Annotated in this window: 13 protein-coding genes and 1 tRNA gene; 8 read left to right on the top strand and 6 right to left on the bottom strand. The window is 47.5% G+C overall.

Annotated features, from left to right (window positions below; all coding sequences use genetic code 11):
* The 5 genes from JNN12_10450 to JNN12_10430 all read left to right on the top strand — a co-directional run bounded on the left by JNN12_10450 (window position 1) and on the right by JNN12_10430 (window position 6,712).
* Window positions 1–1,215: an amidohydrolase gene (locus tag JNN12_10450; GenBank protein MBL7978749.1), complete on the top strand. Its 1,215-nt coding sequence runs from the start codon at window positions 1–3 to the stop codon at window positions 1,213–1,215.
* A gap of 124 nt (window positions 1,216–1,339) precedes the next feature.
* Window positions 1,340–3,076 (top strand): lamin tail domain-containing protein, encoded by a 1,737-nt coding sequence (locus JNN12_10445; protein MBL7978748.1) that lies wholly within the window; start codon window positions 1,340–1,342, stop codon window positions 3,074–3,076.
* 105 nt (window positions 3,077–3,181) lie between these two features.
* Window positions 3,182–3,529 carry an iron-sulfur cluster assembly accessory protein gene (locus JNN12_10440; protein MBL7978747.1) on the top strand — a complete coding sequence of 116 codons (348 nt, stop codon included), beginning with the start codon at window positions 3,182–3,184 and terminating at the stop codon, window positions 3,527–3,529.
* A gap of 160 nt (window positions 3,530–3,689) precedes the next feature.
* Complete coding sequence (locus JNN12_10435) at window positions 3,690–6,281, top strand: ATP-dependent Clp protease ATP-binding subunit (protein ID MBL7978746.1); 2,592 nt, start codon at window positions 3,690–3,692, stop codon at window positions 6,279–6,281.
* Window positions 6,282–6,355: 74 nt separating this feature from the next.
* Window positions 6,356–6,712: a hypothetical protein gene (locus JNN12_10430; GenBank protein MBL7978745.1), complete on the top strand. Its 357-nt coding sequence runs from the start codon at window positions 6,356–6,358 to the stop codon at window positions 6,710–6,712.
* A 75-nt stretch (window positions 6,713–6,787) separates the two neighbouring features.
* On the opposite strand, the gene ygiD is transcribed toward JNN12_10430, so the two are convergent.
* Entirely contained in the window at window positions 6,788–7,618 is an 831-nt protein-coding gene (ygiD, locus tag JNN12_10425; protein ID MBL7978744.1) for a 4,5-DOPA dioxygenase extradiol, read from the bottom strand.
* Window positions 7,619–7,682: 64 nt separating this feature from the next.
* Window positions 7,683–7,756: transfer RNA gene (locus JNN12_10420), tRNA-Met, on the bottom strand.
* A 71-nt stretch (window positions 7,757–7,827) separates the two neighbouring features.
* Between JNN12_10420 and JNN12_10415 the strand changes: the two genes are divergently transcribed.
* The 3 genes from JNN12_10415 to JNN12_10405 all read left to right on the top strand — a co-directional run bounded on the left by JNN12_10415 (window position 7,828) and on the right by JNN12_10405 (window position 10,442).
* Window positions 7,828–8,985: a DNA polymerase III subunit delta' gene (locus tag JNN12_10415; GenBank protein ID MBL7978743.1), complete on the top strand. Its 1,158-nt coding sequence runs from the start codon at window positions 7,828–7,830 to the stop codon at window positions 8,983–8,985.
* Between the two features lie 61 nt (window positions 8,986–9,046).
* The gene (locus JNN12_10410) at window positions 9,047–10,105 is read left to right on the top strand and encodes a Signal peptidase-like protein (GenBank protein ID MBL7978742.1); all 1,059 of its coding nucleotides are present in this window, start codon (window positions 9,047–9,049) and stop codon (window positions 10,103–10,105) included.
* A gap of 7 nt (window positions 10,106–10,112) precedes the next feature.
* Window positions 10,113–10,442, top strand: a complete 330-nt coding sequence (locus JNN12_10405; GenBank protein MBL7978741.1) for a Smr/MutS family protein — start codon at window positions 10,113–10,115, stop codon at window positions 10,440–10,442.
* Window positions 10,443–10,453: 11 nt separating this feature from the next.
* On the opposite strand, the gene JNN12_10400 is transcribed toward JNN12_10405, so the two are convergent.
* From JNN12_10400 to JNN12_10385, 4 genes are read right to left on the bottom strand one after another with little or no spacing between them, the layout of a single operon-like run.
* Window positions 10,454–11,230: a DUF481 domain-containing protein gene (locus tag JNN12_10400; GenBank protein ID MBL7978740.1), complete on the bottom strand. Its 777-nt coding sequence runs from the start codon at window positions 11,228–11,230 to the stop codon at window positions 10,454–10,456.
* On the bottom strand, window positions 11,227–13,035 hold the full coding sequence (locus JNN12_10395; protein MBL7978739.1) for an FAD-dependent oxidoreductase: 1,809 nt from the start codon (window positions 13,033–13,035) through the stop codon (window positions 11,227–11,229). The genes JNN12_10400 and JNN12_10395 overlap by 4 nt, the downstream gene beginning before the upstream one ends.
* A complete protein-coding gene (locus tag JNN12_10390; GenBank protein ID MBL7978738.1) occupies window positions 13,032–14,834 on the bottom strand; it encodes a hypothetical protein in 1,803 nt (600 codons plus the stop codon). Before JNN12_10390 ends, JNN12_10395 begins: the two co-directional genes overlap by 4 nt.
* Window positions 14,835–14,860: 26 nt before the next feature.
* A complete protein-coding gene (locus JNN12_10385; protein ID MBL7978737.1) occupies window positions 14,861–16,789 on the bottom strand; it encodes a family 10 glycosylhydrolase in 1,929 nt (642 codons plus the stop codon).
* Between the last annotated feature and the right edge of the window lie 73 nt (window positions 16,790–16,862).

Genomic DNA, 16,862 nt, shown 5'->3' with positions numbered 1-16,862 from the left:
ATGCACAAAACCATCGCTTTCCCCGAGTTGGTGTTGCCGGACTTTTCGCTTTTCCCGAAAGGGGCTGGCAGTTTTAATTTTTTGTCTGGCGTTCGAAGACACCTTCACCAACACCCCGAATTAGGTTTTCATGAAATTAATACCGCCCAGTTCTTGCGGCATATTCTCCGTCAAGCGGGTTTAACCCCAAGTACTCCTCTTGGGAAGACAGGGTTTTTTGTGGATATTGTGGGGTTGCCTAATGGGCGGGCGGTGGGTTATCGGGCAGATATGGATGCACTACCCATTCAAGACCTCAAAAAAGTACCATACGCATCAAAAACAAATGGCAAGGCCCACTTGTGTGGGCATGATATTCATAGCACGGTAGCGGTGGGGGTGGCTTTGGCGCTATTGGCACGCCGTACATCTTTTCGGGGGAAGGTTCGGGTTTTTTTTCAACCTGCCGAAGAGACCTCGCCCAGTGGCGCGCCTCTAATGATTCGTGATGGTGTATTGAATGGCTTAGACGCTGCTTTTGCGTTGCATGTAGATCCGACTTTACCAACAGGGATGTTTGGTCTTAAAGTAGGGGCCTCTACGGCTGCCGCCGATACCTTTCAGGTGCGGGTTTCTGGCGAAAAAACGGGCCATTCCGCCAGACCTCATGAATCGGGGGATCCAGTTTGGATTATTACCCAGATCATGAATGCCTTATATCAATTAGTGGGGCGTATTACCGACAGCAGAAATCCGGCTGTTCTGACCATTTGCACGCTCGAAGCAGGCAAAGCCTTAAATGTTATCCCTAAAACGGCCTCTTTTGGCGGAACTTTGCGCGTGGCGGATCAGCAAGACCGCCTGAAACTCCGTCATCACCTGATACAGACCGTAGAACAGATTGGCACATTGTACGGTGCTATCCCCGAAGTTGCGTATCAGTTTGGCGCACCGGCCGTTATTAATGACCCTAGATTACACCAAGTGGTCTCAGAAACAACCAAACGGCTTTTTGGGAGCGAGGCCATATTCAAAATCCCGCGTCCAAGTATGGGGGCGGAGGATTTTTCACATTATGGCGAGTACCTACCCATTTATTTGGTCCGCTTAGGAACCCAAAGCAGTGCTTCAACAGCATTTCCGCTGCATGATGCCCGTTTTGATGCAGATGAGCACGCACTCCAGCCAGCCATTGAACTGATGACCGAGAGCCTGATTCATTTTCTGGAATCTTAGCGATATCATTCGGGATTTTTGTCAAATACCCCTATATTACACACCTGAATAATCCCCTTTCTATAATAGGAATGGGGTGTCTGATTGCTCCTAAGGGCTCTTCGAAGCCCAGAAACCTACGATCATGAAGCGTTTTGTATTTCTTCTGCTGGGGCTGGTGTGTATTATGCCCGCAAAAAGCGTCGCACAAGCCGTTCCCTTACCATTAGAGGTAGTCATTAACGAAATCCACTATAATCCGTCGGGTGCGGATGACTTGGAATTTCTGGAATTGTACAATATTTCCAATAAGACCTTTGATCTGAAAGACTTCCGGTTTAAGGACGATACGGCGACCATTCGTACCATTACCAATACCTCTACACTACTGGTTCCGGGTAGTTATGTGGTTTTGGCAAAAGACGGTACGTTGTTTCCTGCCGCCTACCCGGCTGCAAAAGCCCTTATCCCCCCTTCATGGCCAGCACTCAACAACGATTCCGAAGTGGTGACACTGCTCTATGGAAATACAACCATAGACCAAGTATCGTATCGAAGCTCATGGGGAGGGGCAGACGTTTCTCTGGAGCGGATTGATCCCAATAGTGCTTCAAACAATGCCGCTAATTGGGGTTCTTGTACCGATCCGGCAAAGGCCACCCCCGGCAAACAAAACAGCATTTATAAACCCGATGTGGATCCTCCGAAGGTATTAATCGCCCGACAACTTACCAATACTACCGTACAGGTCGTTTTTAATGAACCCCTACTGGGGACATCCGTACGGCCTGCTGGTTTTCAATTGGGTGGTGTAGCAGCTAATGCTGTTGCCCTCAGTGCAGATGGGCTTTCCGTCACCCTTACGTTTGCAACAGTGACTGCGGGAACGTTAAGCATCACTGGCGTGCAAGATTTAGCCAAAAATGCCGTTTCTACCCTTCAAGTGACCCTTGCGCGATTCCCACAACCCGGTGAACTCCTTATCAATGAAATTATGTTCGACCCCCTGGCCGATACAAAGGACAATATCCCGGATCAAACCGAGTATTTTGAATTGGTCAATACTTCTACTGCTACTTTGGACATCACAAATTTGTTCTGGACCAATGCGCCGGATGAAAATGGAAAAGCAGATACTATTCGGGTCTCGGCTGGAAGCCGCTCTGTGGCGCCGGGCGGTTATGTGGTAATTTCTTCAGAATCTGGCTTTAATGCGGCAGCACCTGCCAGTACCTCGAAATTGGCGAAAGCATTTGGCGGAATTTTATTTGATGATCCTAATCTCACGTTTGTTCCCATAGATAGGACTTCTCTTAGCCTAACCAATTCTGGCGAAACCATTCGTTTGCACCGCCCCGACAAAACGGTTCTGGACGAAGTAACCTATTTGCCGAACTGGCATAACCCCAATATCTTGGTCACGAAAGGAGTGGCACTGGAACGTATAAGCCCTTTGGCAACTTCCAATAAGGCGAATAATTGGACAAGCAGCGCCGGACTTCAAGGAGGAACTCCCGGTAAGCGAAATAGTGTGTACACAACCGGAGAAGTGCCACAAAATAGTGGCAAGATCAGTATTGGCCCCTCTCCATTTTCGCCTGATCAGGATGGCAAAGACGATGTTGCCGCCATTTCATACAAACTCTCCACCGCCACCTCGTTGATCCGTGTCCGCATTTATGACAGTACGGGAAGATTAGTCCGTACACTTGAGGAAGCGGTTCTGGGTACACAAGAAGGAACCCTATTCTGGAATGGATTAGACGAGGCGGGCCAATCGCTTCGTGTAGGGATATATATCGTCCTCTTGGAGTCCGTAGATCGCACTACGGGTACCACCGAGGCATATAAGGCTCCCGTGGTATTGGCCCGAAGCTTCTGATTAGGTTATTCACTGGCCGTAGAACGACTTTGCAATTTCGTTCGGAACCCATTCGGGTAAGGCTGGTTAGAGGGCTAAATTAAAAACCAAGCCGAAATCTAAAAAATGAGTACCGTAATTGCAGATGCTCCAATCAAAATTACCACCAAGGCCGCCGAAGAAATCCGGAAAATCTTGGTAGCGAAGCAAATTCCAGAAGGATATGCCCTGCGCGTGGGGGTTAAAGGTGGAGGATGTTCCGGCATGTCGTATGTGTTGGGATTTGACAAAAAAAAGGAATTTGACCAATTGTTTGAAATAGAAGGCATTCAGGTGTTAATGGATAAACGCCACGGTCTGTACCTCTTAGACACCACGGTGGACTATCATGACGGGCTTAACAACCGAGGATTTATTTTCGATAACCCAAATGCCACCTCAACGTGTGGCTGTGGCTCTAGTTTTGCTGCCTAAGCATACAAACAGAGGCTAAAGTGTTGAAGGAGCGGTCGCAGTTGCCGACGCTCCTTTTTTTCAACAAACGGCGTTTTTTGGGGTTTTCCGTTTGTTATTGAACAGATCGTTTTGTAAGATCAATAGACCACTTAAACCGCAATTCTGCGGTGACACCAACATGGAAGGAAATTTTTCAAATAGGGTTCGGGATGTCATTTCATTCAGTCGCGAGGAAGCCATTCGATTGGGACATGACTATATTGGTACCGAACACCTGCTTTTGGGCATCATTCGGGAAGGAGAAGGCATCGCCATCAAAATTCTCCGAAACTTAGGATGCGACTTGCATCGGCTTCGCCTTGCCATCGAAGATACGGTACGGGCTTCTGGCGGGACGCTTACAGCGGGAAACATCCCGTTGACCAAACAGGCCGAAAAAGTTTTGAAAATCACCTACTTGGAGGCCAAACTCTATAAAAGTGAAGTGATTGGTACCGAACACTTATTGCTCAGCCTGCTTCGCGACGACGAAAACCTGGCCGCACAAATCATGCAACAGGCATTTTCAATTACGTACGACGGGGCACGGGCGGAATTAGATAGCATTATCAGCGGCGGCACTTCGCACGGGCGCAATAAGCCAATCGTGGGGAGCCAACGAAATCCGGAGAGTCGTAGCAATCGCCCTACTTCCGGCTCTTCAAAAGAAAGAAGCAAAATGGAAAAAAGTAAAACACCGGTATTGGATAATTTTGGCCGCGACCTCACCAAACTGGCCGAGGAAGGCAAGTTGGATGTGGTGGTGGGTCGCGAGCGGGAAATTGAACGTGTGGCACAAGTCTTGAGCCGCCGCAAGAAAAATAATCCTGTTTTGATCGGGGAGCCGGGTGTAGGGAAAACAGCCATTGCAGAAGGGCTGGCCCTCCGAATCGTACAGCGCAAAGTGAGCCGAATTCTCTTTGATAAACGCATCGTGACCTTGGACCTAGCAGGTTTAGTGGCAGGAACCAAGTATCGGGGACAGTTCGAGGAACGGATGAAAGCGGTAATGAATGAATTGGAGAAAAGTCCGGATGTGATCCTGTTTATAGACGAGTTGCACACCATTGTGGGAGCGGGCGGTGCTTCCGGTTCTTTGGATGCGAGCAACATGTTTAAGCCAGCGCTCGCCCGTGGCGAAATCCAATGTGTCGGGGCGACTACGTTAGATGAATATCGTCAATATATCGAAAAAGATGGTGCATTAGACCGACGCTTCCAGAAGATCATGGTTGATCCTTCGACGCCGGAAGAAACGGTAGATATTCTGAAAAACATTCGGTCAAAATACGAAGAACACCATAATGTACGCTTTAGCGATGAAGCGATCGAATTGGCCGTCAAATTAAGTGACCGATATATTACTGAACGATGTCTGCCAGATAAAGCCATTGATGTAATGGACGAGGCGGGTGCAAGGGTACATCTTTCCAATATCAAAGTGCCAAAAGAGGTGCTCGACCTCGAAGCAGAGATTGAAGGAATTCGGGAAGAGAAAAACCGTGTCGTAAAAAGTCAAAAATTTGAAGAAGCAGCACGCTTACGTGACCGAGAAAAAAGGTTGCTCGAAGACTTAGACCGCGCAAAAACCGATTGGGAGCAACGCGCAGAAAGTGAAGTCCATGATGTGAGCCTTCAGGATATTGCCGAAGTTGTGGGGATGATTACTGGGATTCCGGTAGATAAAATCGCGCAGGCCGAGGGCAAAAAACTCATGGAGATGGAAACGGCCCTGAAAGGCCGGGTTATTGGTCAAACAGAACCCGTTGAAAAATTGGCGCGTGCCATTCGTCGGACACGTGCAGGGCTTAAAGACCCCAAACGACCGATCGGATCCTTTATTTTCTTGGGGCCAACGGGCGTTGGAAAAACCGAATTGGCCAAGGTGCTGACTGAATATTTGTTTGATTCGCCCGATGCCATGATCCGGATTGACATGTCTGAGTACATGGAAAAATTTGCCGTCAGTCGGTTAATTGGTGCGCCCCCTGGATATGTGGGCTACGAAGAAGGGGGGCAACTGACGGAGAAGGTGCGGAGAAAACCTTATTCAGTTATTTTGTTGGATGAGATCGAAAAAGCCCATCCAGATGTATTTAATATTTTATTACAGGTGCTGGATGACGGTGTTTTGACAGATGGTCTGGGCCGTAGGGTGGACTTTCGGAATACCATCATCATTATGACCTCGAATATTGGGGCGCGTGACATTAAAAATCTTGGCAAAGGTATCGGATTTGCTCAGGAAAAGTCGCAAATTAATTACCAAAGCATGAAGAGCACCGTGGAAGATGCGTTGAAGCGGGTGTTTAATCCGGAATTTCTCAATCGGATTGATGATGTGATTGTCTTTCAACCATTGTCTAAAGAACATATCTTGGAAATCATTGATGTTATGGCCAAGGACTTGTTCCAAAGGGTTAAAGACCTCGGTATTCAAATTGCCTTTACCCCTCAAGCGAAAGAGTTTTTGGTAGAGAAAGGATACGATGCCCAATTCGGGGCGCGACCTTTACGCAGGGCGATACAGAAATATGTGGAAGACCCTATGGCGGAAGCCATTCTTTCGGCCAATTTGAACGAAGGAGACATTCTGGAAATCGCTTACCGCAAAGAAGAAGACGCAGAAGCACTCCTGTTTACGCCAAAAGACAAGACACCGCCCAAAAAGACAAAGCGGCAAAAGAAATCTGGTGACGAGGAAACTGCTGATAAGGCTATTGAAGATTGAAGGTAAAAGATGTATTTTAGTACAGGGGTCTCATTGAGATCCCTGTTTGCTTACCTAACCACCGTCGGTCTGCTATGTTATTCTGGAAAAAAACACCGCCCCCGCCTCCAAGTCCTGTTTATGCCCTTCCGGAGTTTGCTCCCTCGTTGCTTCGTTTTGACGAGTTTATCTTTACGTTTCATGAACCCCTGTTGTGTGAAGTACGGTTTGATACCGAAAAGGGATATGAAATTTCGTTCCCACCACTATTGATAACAGGGCGTGGAGAATCGTTCTCGGAAGCAGAAATGGCGTTTTCGATGCAGTTTTACTCGGCTTATCATAAATATGTAATCAGCCAACCCAAGACTTTAAGTGAAACCGGAAAACATTTTACAGAAGCCATTCGACAGTATTTGAGACACGTTTTTGTGGAAATGAGAATGGTATAAGACGACCAGAAGGACTCTTTTCTCTGAAAAACCGTGAAGCGCATGATGAAAAACTGCCTTCACATGGCTCCTAAATCAGTTGAATCTGACACTGGTCATGGAGAGGGAACCAGCAAGTAACTGGTCATTAAAGCGAAAAGCCGATTCATGTTTCTGTTTTAATCCCATACAGTACAGCAATGGGAAATAATGATCGGGTGTAGGGATGGCCATGCGGAAGGCGTGTCCTTGCCGCTCATAATGTAAAAGCGTGTCTAAATCCTCGTCATCCATTGCATTGTTTATTCGATTACGGGCTTCGTGTGCCCAATCATAGCCATAGCCAACCTCATTGACTCGTGAAAAGTCCACTTTGCTGAGGTTATGTACCAAATTTCCGCTTCCCACAATCAGAATACCCCGCTCACGAAGTGGGTACAAGCGTTTCGCCAATTCATAGTGATGGGAGGGCGCGCGATGATAGTCTATACTCATTTGTACAACTGGAACATCTGCCGCTGGAAAAAGATGCTTCAGCACACTCCAAGCCCCGTGATCTAAGCCCCAGTGCATATCCAATTGGGCGATACTTGGAGAAAGCAGTTGTTGGGCTTCAGCGGCCAATGCAGGACTACCGGGTGCGGGGTAATTCACCTCGTAGAGTGTGGGTGGGAACCCATAAACATCGTGGATGGTGCGTGGGGCCGGCATGGCTGTTAGGTGGGTACCATTCGTGAGCCAATGCGCCGAGATGCACAAAATGGCATGAGGTCGCGGTAGATTTTGGGCTTGCCTCCGGAAACCGACCACGAATTCATTTTCTTCGATGGCATTCATGGGGCTGCCATGTCCCAAGAACAGGAGTGGCATGGGCGGCGTTCGCGGAAAATGGGTACTTGCAGAGGCAAGGTCTTGGAGAGAACGCATGATGGTACGAAATATTAAGGCACAATAAATAAAAAAGCCTCCATCTAATAATAAAGGAGGCTTGTGGCGTGGGGGGGAATCGAACCCCCGACCTTAGGGTTATGAATCCTACGCTCTAACCATCTGAGCTACCGCGCCGAAATCAGATTGCCAAAATAGGTATTTTCCCGTATCTTGTGCAATACGTTCATCATCAAATCAAATTTTTCATGGACTGGGCGGACATTATTGGGCAAAAGCGGGTTAAGGAAACGCTTTTGCAGGCGCTTTCGTCTGGGAGGGTGGCACAAGCATACCTTTTTTATGGGCCAGAAGGGGTGGGGAAACAGGCAATGGGCTTGTATATGGCTGCTGCTTTACAGTGTGAGCCAGCATCATTGACCCAGCCCGAAACGGTTTTGGGGTTTCGGAAAGCACAAAAAGGGTTACACCCAGACATCCATGTTTTTTTTCCGACCCCCAAAGATATAGACGAAAAAGAAATCTCGGAAAGGCTACGGCTTTTGTATGAAAACCCTTATCGCCATGTGGATCCGGTAAGGCTTCCAGAGGTGGGAGTGGGAAAGAAAGGCGGAAAGCAATCGTTCTATTCTGTGGAACGCATCAATGAAGGGGTTAAACCGCGTGTGAAATACCATCCCAGTGAAGGACGTTTGCAAGTGGTTTTATTGTTGGAAGCGGACTATCTGCGCGTGGAAGCGGCGAATGCGTTCCTGAAAATTTTGGAAGAACCGAACGACCATACGGTGTTCATTCTGACATCGAGTAGGCCGGAACGGCTTTTGGCCACCATCCTTTCACGGTGTCAGCAAGTACGTTTTGATCCATTACAGACGGACGACTTGGCAACTGCCCTGCAAGACCATGCAGGTCTTAAGCCAGAAGAAGCCCAATTGTATGCCCGTATGGCCAACGGCTCATACAATAAAGCCCTTACTCTGGCTGCCGACACAGAGATTCGGGCATTAAGAGAACTGATTGTGGACTATTTTCGGGCAGTATATAGCCGAAATATCAATCAATTAGCAGAGTTTAATGAACGCATGGCAAAAATGGGCAGAGATGCCCTGAAAAATCTTATGCGGTTGATGTTGCTTTGGGTACGCGATCTCGCTACTTTTCAATCTTCCGGAGACGTTTCGCATTTGGTCAACGTTGATTTTTCGGACGTTATTATGCGCTTTTGTAATGGTGTTCCTAAGGCCCAAATGGCTTATATGGCCGATGTCTTGGAAGAAGCCCATAGCTTGATAGAGCGAAATGTGAGCGAAGCACTGATTCTTGTTGTTTTGCAGGAACGATTGTCTCAGGCCATGCGGGGGAATGCTACTGGTGCTCTTTATGTGCCGTTGGTTGCGGTAGATTGAGGGAACCGACCGTAGCGACTTGCGGTTCGATAGGGTATTATTCATTTTTAACCATAAAAATATGGCTTGTGGATCTTGTGGAACGGGCGGTTGTGGAAGTGGGGGGTGTAGCAGTGGTGGATGCTCAACCAAAAAAGGGGCTGGAACATGCCCGTCAATGTTTGCCCACGACTGGTTGAATGTGGTGGACTTGGAACGCCCTGGTACAGAGTTTGGGGTGTATGAAGTTGCATTTAAAGCCGGGCGTCGTGGCTTTTATGTCAATAACAATAATTTAGACATAGCCATCGGCGATCCAGTGGTGGTTGAGGCGGATCGCGGTGTAGATTATGGGAGCATCAACCTGACGGGCGAAATGGTACGTTTGCGGTTGCGGTCTAAAAAAACCGATCCTACAACACCTTTTCCGGGTATTATTCGTGCGGCCACGTTGGAAGACATAGAACATGCCGAAAAGCGGGCCGAGCGCGAAAGCACCTCTTTTGTCATGTGTCGTGACCTCATAGAAAAACATGATTTGATGATGCGGTTGGTGGATGTGGAGTGGCAGTTTGATGGAAATAAGGTCACGTTCTTCTTTACTTCCGACAAACGGGTAGATTTTCGCAAACTGGTTCGGGATTTGGCTGCCCGACTTTCTACAAGGATTGAACTTCGGCAAATTGGGGCACGAGATGCGGCTGCTCGTGTTGGTGGCCTTGGTTCATGTGGCAGGGAATTGTGCTGTTCTACGTGGCTCCAAGAGTTTAAGCCTGTCTCTACGACGGCGGCAAAATCGCAGAGTCTGCCCCTCAATTTAACACGGCTTAGCGGGCAATGTGGCCGGCTGAAATGTTGCCTAAACTATGAATTGGATCAATACATAGAAGCCCTAAATGAATATCCAGACATTGGGATTGGATTTAATAGTCCCAAGGGTCGTGCGTATATCACCAAATTAGATATTTTCAAACAATTGGTCTGGTACGAAGTACAGGACGGGAGTTTTGATACACTGCCACTCGCCGAGATACGAAAAATTTTGCGCATGGATACACCGGAAGGTCATGCACGCGCAAAACGACGGGTTTTTGGGCCGGGAGGGCAAGAAGAAGAGGAATTACGTAAATTAGAAGATTAATCGTCTTATGCGTTGGGAGGATGATGGCGCTAAAGTGACCTTAGACCTGCATGGTGTGCGGGTGGATGATGTCGAGGCTTTGGTTTTACGTGCCTTGCGGCTGGCTTTTCAATATGGCCGTATCAGCATGAAGATTGTACACGGCAACTCTACCAGCGAGACTTTGTACCGCAACCGGACCATCAAGTATCAGTTGTATGAACTGATTGAGTCTGGCGCTTTAGATGACTATATTTCCGATGAGTTGTATAGTGAAGGTTTTTGTACCCTGATTTTGCACCGTACAACCCATAAACCCAAAACGCACCGTATCAATCCTTTTGATGTCTTCCGATGATGTCTGTGGTTTTAGAGTGCAACCCGTAATCCCTGCATGAGTGAAAAATCGTACGGTTTCACCTTTGTAGGTGGTTGGTTATCGTAACGGAAGGATATTCCAGAGGTGAGGGCAATGTTTTTGGCTAATGTCACGGTCACATTGTTTTCTGCCAAAATGCGGAAGTCTTTAGGATGAATGGGTGCGATTTGGAAATAGCCGACCGTATTTAGGGATACTTGGTTTCCCAAGTCTATGTAAAAGGTGAGATAATTGGTGGAACGGAAGAGGCGAGTGGTTTCAGTAGGCTCATCTTTGATCTGTTCTACTTCGTACATCCCCCCAACACCAAGGTACATCCACAACCCTGATTTGGGATTTTGGCCCATTGGCGCATGGCTAATCATTTTCCAACGGAGTCCTGCTCCGGCTAACTGACGGTCTTGTAAACGGGTAAATTCGTTGTATTCTTTTTGTAGGAAGATCTCTGCTTTAAGTGGTTCTGTGACACGATAGAGGGCACGGACATGCCCAAAACCCTTATTGACATACCTGTTGTTATTAGAAATACCTCGCTCAAAATTGGCAACGAGCAGTAATTCGCGGGGCTTGCGTTCAAAATCGGTACGCCAAGTTCCACTAAGACGGGCAAAATCTGAATTCCCAGAGGCATAAGCAAATGCGGCCTGAAAGCTGTGGTTCCAACCAGGCTTGTCCCCAAAGACACGTAATCGCTCGGTGTTCACTTGGCTGAAGGCAATGGTAAAAAAGCCAAGCGCCAAGGTTTGTGTAAACAAATAGCGCTTCATATAAGTTTGAGGGCTTGGCCCAGCATTCTGATAAATGCACCCTTGGTAAGGGGTTTTTGTGAGGCCGGAAGCATTTTTCGGTACGGGGGCATCAGGTCTTTGGGCGTTATTTCTTGTGCTATGAGGCCCGGCTTAAGAGCATCGCATTTCGCACGGCTGCTCCACTTCTGGGCGAGTGCGGTTGGTATGTTTTTATCGGCTTCGAGAACCAAGGCATCCTCTTCGTTTAAGACACCCCTCAACGCTAATTTTTGGGTGGTGCTAAAGAGGGCGTGGCCTTTCGGAATGTCGTATAGAATATACAATTGGCAACCCGCACCAATAAGGATTTCTTGCACGAGGGACGTAGGGACCTGTGCAGGCGCGATGCCTTTTTGAAGGGCAATGGCTGCGATTGCACCCATTGCTTGTCCCATCAGCATAACGGCTGGTTGCAGACGCGTACAGCCATTTACAATGTGGGTAACTGCAATGCTTTTTTCGCCTACCATAAAACTGTCGTCCCCATTTTCTGGAAAGAATACCGAGGGCGGAATTTGGAAGGGACCATTGTCTGGATAATCTTCTATGAGGCGTTGCTCTATTGGCAGATTAGACTTGGCATGATGGTGGTCTATAAAATAATCGCCTACAGCAATGGCGTCTGGACGGAAGGGCGCCCGCTTATTGCCATTCACCGGAATCATGTCTTGTAACCGTAGCACATGTTGATTCACCAAACGACGGCTTTCCCGGATATATGGAATCATCGGTAGATGGTCTTTGGTAGGGTATTCATCGGTGGCTAATTGCCATTCGGGATGTCCGAGTCTGTTCTGCATGTATTTAACAAACTGGAGGGTGTGCAATTTCGCCGACTGTAATACATAGTTGCGGTAATACAAATCTTCAAAAAAAGCTTCGGCAATTGCATAATCATTAGAATGGTGGGGCCAGTTGAGTAAATATTTGTTATTGGGCAGGGCGGCATAGGTAATAAAACTTTGCCACGTATGAATGGTATGGTTCAGGACTTTTTTGTCGTTCAGGTCTGGCAAGTAACAATCCAACTGGGTGCTACACCGAAACATGTTGTCCCAATAGGATTCTTCTAAAGCACTAAAGGGCATGGCTTTGCCTTCTGTTGTTTTGACCAACGTAGCAGCATAGGTTAAATCCTGCATTTCCATATCGGCTACCAATGGCGCAGCGGCTTCTTCGTATTCGTGTTGGGCTTCTCGCCCCAATCGGTACTTCACGCCAGCTAATTTCATGCCATCGCCATATTCGGTACAATCCATAAATATCTGGCAGATTACCTCGGTTCTCTGGCCTTCTTTTGTACGGACGGTGATTTTTCGGTCGCGGCTATCGGTCTTTTCATATCCAATGACATCGGCCTCGTACAAGATTTTGAGGTTCGGCAATGGTTTTACCAAACTTTGCAAGGCGGCATGTCCAATTTTCGGTTCGTAGCAATAGAGACTAATCCAGCCCGTAAATGTTTGTTTTTCTCCGCCATAATGTCGGATTAGGTAATCTCGGAATTCCGCCACCAGGCCGCCACCAGCACCATATTTGTTGCCATCCAGAGCACTCACGCCAGCACTGGTGAGCATCCCACCAATCCACGGGGTATTTTCGATCACGGTTACATCCATACCCATTCGGGCAGCTTGGATGGCGGCACAAATGCCAGACGCACCACCGCCATAGATCAGTATTTGGGTTTCGAGACGCTGTGTGCCGCGATAAAAAGGGCCGATCACAAAAGGCAATCCTGCCAATGCAAACGAGGAAGACTGAATAAAATTCCGACGGTTCATGAGGTCTCCAATGCGGTTGAAGAAGGTTTTTTGCTAAGGTTACGGAACCAGGTGAAGTAGAGGCCAGCGGAAAAAAAGGCAAATACGAGGAAGGCAATCCCAAATTGGGCCCATTGTTTGGTGGGCAAAACCATCATCATAATAAACAAAGACATCTGCCATCCCATTGCAAAAGGAGTGGCCAAGAGGTCTTTACGGTTTTCGGCGTGGATGCTTTCTACTTCTTTTAGTGCTACAAGTGCCTTTACGGGCTTCCAAAAACCAAATGGGCGGGTTTGACGATAGAACTTGACGAGCGTGTCCATTTCGGTGGCGGGTGTAAGCAAGGTGGCCATGATACAAGCAATGGTTGTGATGCCTGCAGTAAGGAAAAACGTAGTAAAAGCATCTAATTGGAAGTCAAAAAGGCGTTGACCTGTAGAAAATAATAGACCCGTAACAACCCCGGCAGCATAGCCATATCCATTAAAACGCCACCAATACCAACGGAAAACGCCGGGAATGATCATTCCGATCCCAAATCCCATTAATAGCCAGTCCCAGACATCATTTAGGCTGTTAAAAAGGTAGGTGGTGACCAATCCTAAAATAACAACGACAACCGAGGCTACTCGGCTGTGCGTGATCTGGGCTTTATTCGTGGCATCAGGCTTTAAAAACCGGACATAGAGGTCGTTGACCCAGTATGCCGCACCGGAGTTCACCAATGCAACAAAGGTACTCATGGCCGCTGCCATTAATCCTGCCACCACCAGTCCTTTTAGTCCAACCGGAAACAGATTCATCATCACTACGGGGAGTACGGCTTCCGGATTTGCGATTACATTGCCTTCGATGCCCCAGAAAATACCTAATATGGCGATACTAATGACAAATGGCCAGCGGAAAGACAGCAGAAACACCCAGAAAACACTCAGAAGACCCACTTCACGTTCGTTTTTGGCGGCATAAAATCGTTGTGCAATATATCCACCAGCGCCACTTGCGCCGTCCAGAACGGTTCTAAATAAATAATAAAGGGTAGCCAACCCCAAAATATTATACTGTTCATATGGGCCTTTGGGCAGACTTAAAGACCAACTGGGTAGCAATTGCGTCCAAGAGGCAAGAGTCGTTTCAATTTCCTGAAAACCTCCGCCTTCAATTGGGACAGATACCGTGAAAGTTTCGGGCAAGGTATAGGAAACCATTACCCGTATCACCACATATATAATGGTAATGAGAATCAGAACGCCCTGAAAAACTTCCGTATAAACCACCCCATATAGACCACTCAAAACAGCATAAAGTAAAGAGATGGTAATCATGATGATCATGCCATAAAGCGGATCAATTCCCAACATCTCTTTAAAAAAGATGCCGCTTCCGGTATTAAAGTAGGACAATGCCCAGACGGTAAAAACCAATGCAGAAATGGCGGAAAGAAGCCTTGCAAGCTGGCCTTCTTTTCCTGTACCAAAGCGAAATTCCATCCACTCTGCGACGGTCATAACATTGCTTCGGCGGTTCCATTTGCCCGTGAAAATCATCAGGAAGGCGAGAATGAGGACCACATCGCCACGAATGCCAATAAAAATCCCTTGAACCCCCAATACGTAAACCATTGCTGCGATAATCATCGTACCGCTCACGTCCAAGTTAGAGGCCATTCCGGATGCGCCCAAGGCCCACCACGGCAGGTTGTTATCGCCGAGGAAAAAGCTGTTGGTATTGCGTGTGGCAAGGCGTTGAAAATAATAGCTGATGCCGACGAGGATGGCGAGGTAAATACCAACGATGCTATAATCTATCCAATGCATGGGTAAAGGGGAAAAAGATGAAAGAATTACTTGATCAAGGTCATTTGTCGAATTAAGGCACCTGTGGGGGTTTCGAGGCGATAATGGTAGTGACCACTAGGAAGGTGTTGTGCATCCACTACCACCTGATGTTCGCCAGCAGTTAACAGCCGGTTATCTACCAAAGTACCTACTCGTCTGCCCAGCATGTCGTATAAGGTGAGGCGTACCGACTCGGTTTTCTCCAATCGGAAGCGGATGGTGGTGGTTGGATTAAAAGGGTTTGGGTAATTCTGGTCTAAGTCAATTTGTTGGGGCAGCCCTGGGTCGCGGTCTATTGGTGTGCGGAATTGTATTTGTACTTCTGGAGATTTTTTACGGTTGAGCTTAAACATAACCGCATCGGCATAGACGGCGCCTCCATCTGCCACATCGTCTGCAAATACCACAATTTCAATGTCTTTTCCGAAAACAGCCGGAATGCCGGTTAGTTTGACCCAACGGCTATCAGCGGACACTTGATTGACAAATTCGGTATATTGTAATCCGTTATTGTTCTTGATGCTATATGGTGCAATCTGAGAGGCATCGCTACGTCCACCAGCAACCCAAACAAAAACATCAAAAAAGCCAGAATAGGGCGGGCTAAAGCGGTATGTAATGACAGGATTTGTTCCTTGTTTGCCACGTAGTACCGCTCCCGCGTATCCGGCTCCGGCGTTGGCTTCCCATGTGCCCGATTTAAGGACGGTGGCATCCGTTTCATTTTGAATGGTTGGAATGGGACGCCAGACGGAGTTCCGGTTGGGCATAACGGCGGGTTCTTTGTAGAAGTACTTCCGCAGAGAATCAGCCAAAAACTGGTTTTGTGCGCCCATGCCTTCATAATAAAAAAACACCTCTCCCATCACGCCCAAGTTTCGGTGGTAGTTGACCATTTGCCTTACCAAATTGGGACCATTGATCTGAGAAGCTTTTGTGACAATCCCTGGGGAAATTTTATGCTTATATGTCTGTTTTACATAACCGGAAGATGTTGGGGTAGCACCGACCATCTGCCCAACAATGCTCTGATATCCAAAAAGATCATATCGGTAGGCTTGTGGGTGTACCAAGTCCACATAGGTGGAATCCAGCCACCGGGTCCAATCCTGGAGATACTCGTATTTGGCAAAATCCAGAATGGAAGGAGACATGGAGACGGTCAGATTGGGGTCTTGTTTTTTGACCATTCTATAAAGTTTACCTAGGAAAGTGGTTAATTTGTCTGAGCGCCACTGCACCCAATCGGGGTCTTTTTGGAAAGTTGGAGGGGCAATCCCGTTGTGTTCTCGTTTATAGAGCTGAACCGTGTATTCATCATAGCCGCCTTCCACTGCCATTGCAGGCAAGCGGTCATCTCCTTGTATGCCATCCACATCGTAGTTTTCGATCACCTCCTTCATCAAGTCGAGCATGAATTGTTGAACGTCTGGATTAATGGCTGCCATCCAGAAAAAACCGTTTTTATTCACGACTTTGCCATTCGTGCCGAGAGTTGCCCAGTCCGGCTTAGCATTTACCAAAAACCCATTAGAGGCAAAACCATATTCAAACCACGGAATGACCTCCATTCCACGGCTATGTGCTTCCACGATAAGCTCGGCGAGTGGATCCCGTTTTTGAGCAGCAAAGGCTGGATCTAACCGCCGTTCGGCTCCGAAATGGCGTACCATTACATTGCTTGGAAAGAGGGTGTAATCCTTGTTCCAGACTACTGGAAAAATGACATTAAAGCCGTTTTGGGCAAGATAATCTAATCCACGGGCAATATTTTCCCGAGAGTTTAAGATATCCGACGCCACGTTCGTAATCCAGACACCGCGTACTTCTTTTTTATAGACGGGCAAAGATTGACCTTGCACAGGTGCCGCATTTTTGGATAGGGTAAGGAAGATTAGGAAAATGGACGCAAATACACGAATTGGCTTACTCATGGCGTATCTTGTATGATAAACTATTGGGATAAATTACCCGATAAGGATAAGGAACGAGGATGGTTAACCGCAA

The organism is Bacteroidetes Order II. bacterium, assembly GCA_016788705.1.
Classification (GTDB): Bacteria; Bacteroidota; Rhodothermia; order Rhodothermales; family UBA2364; genus UBA2364.
Note: the sequence above shows the minus strand (reverse complement) of the source record. Positions and strands in the feature narration are given on the sequence as shown.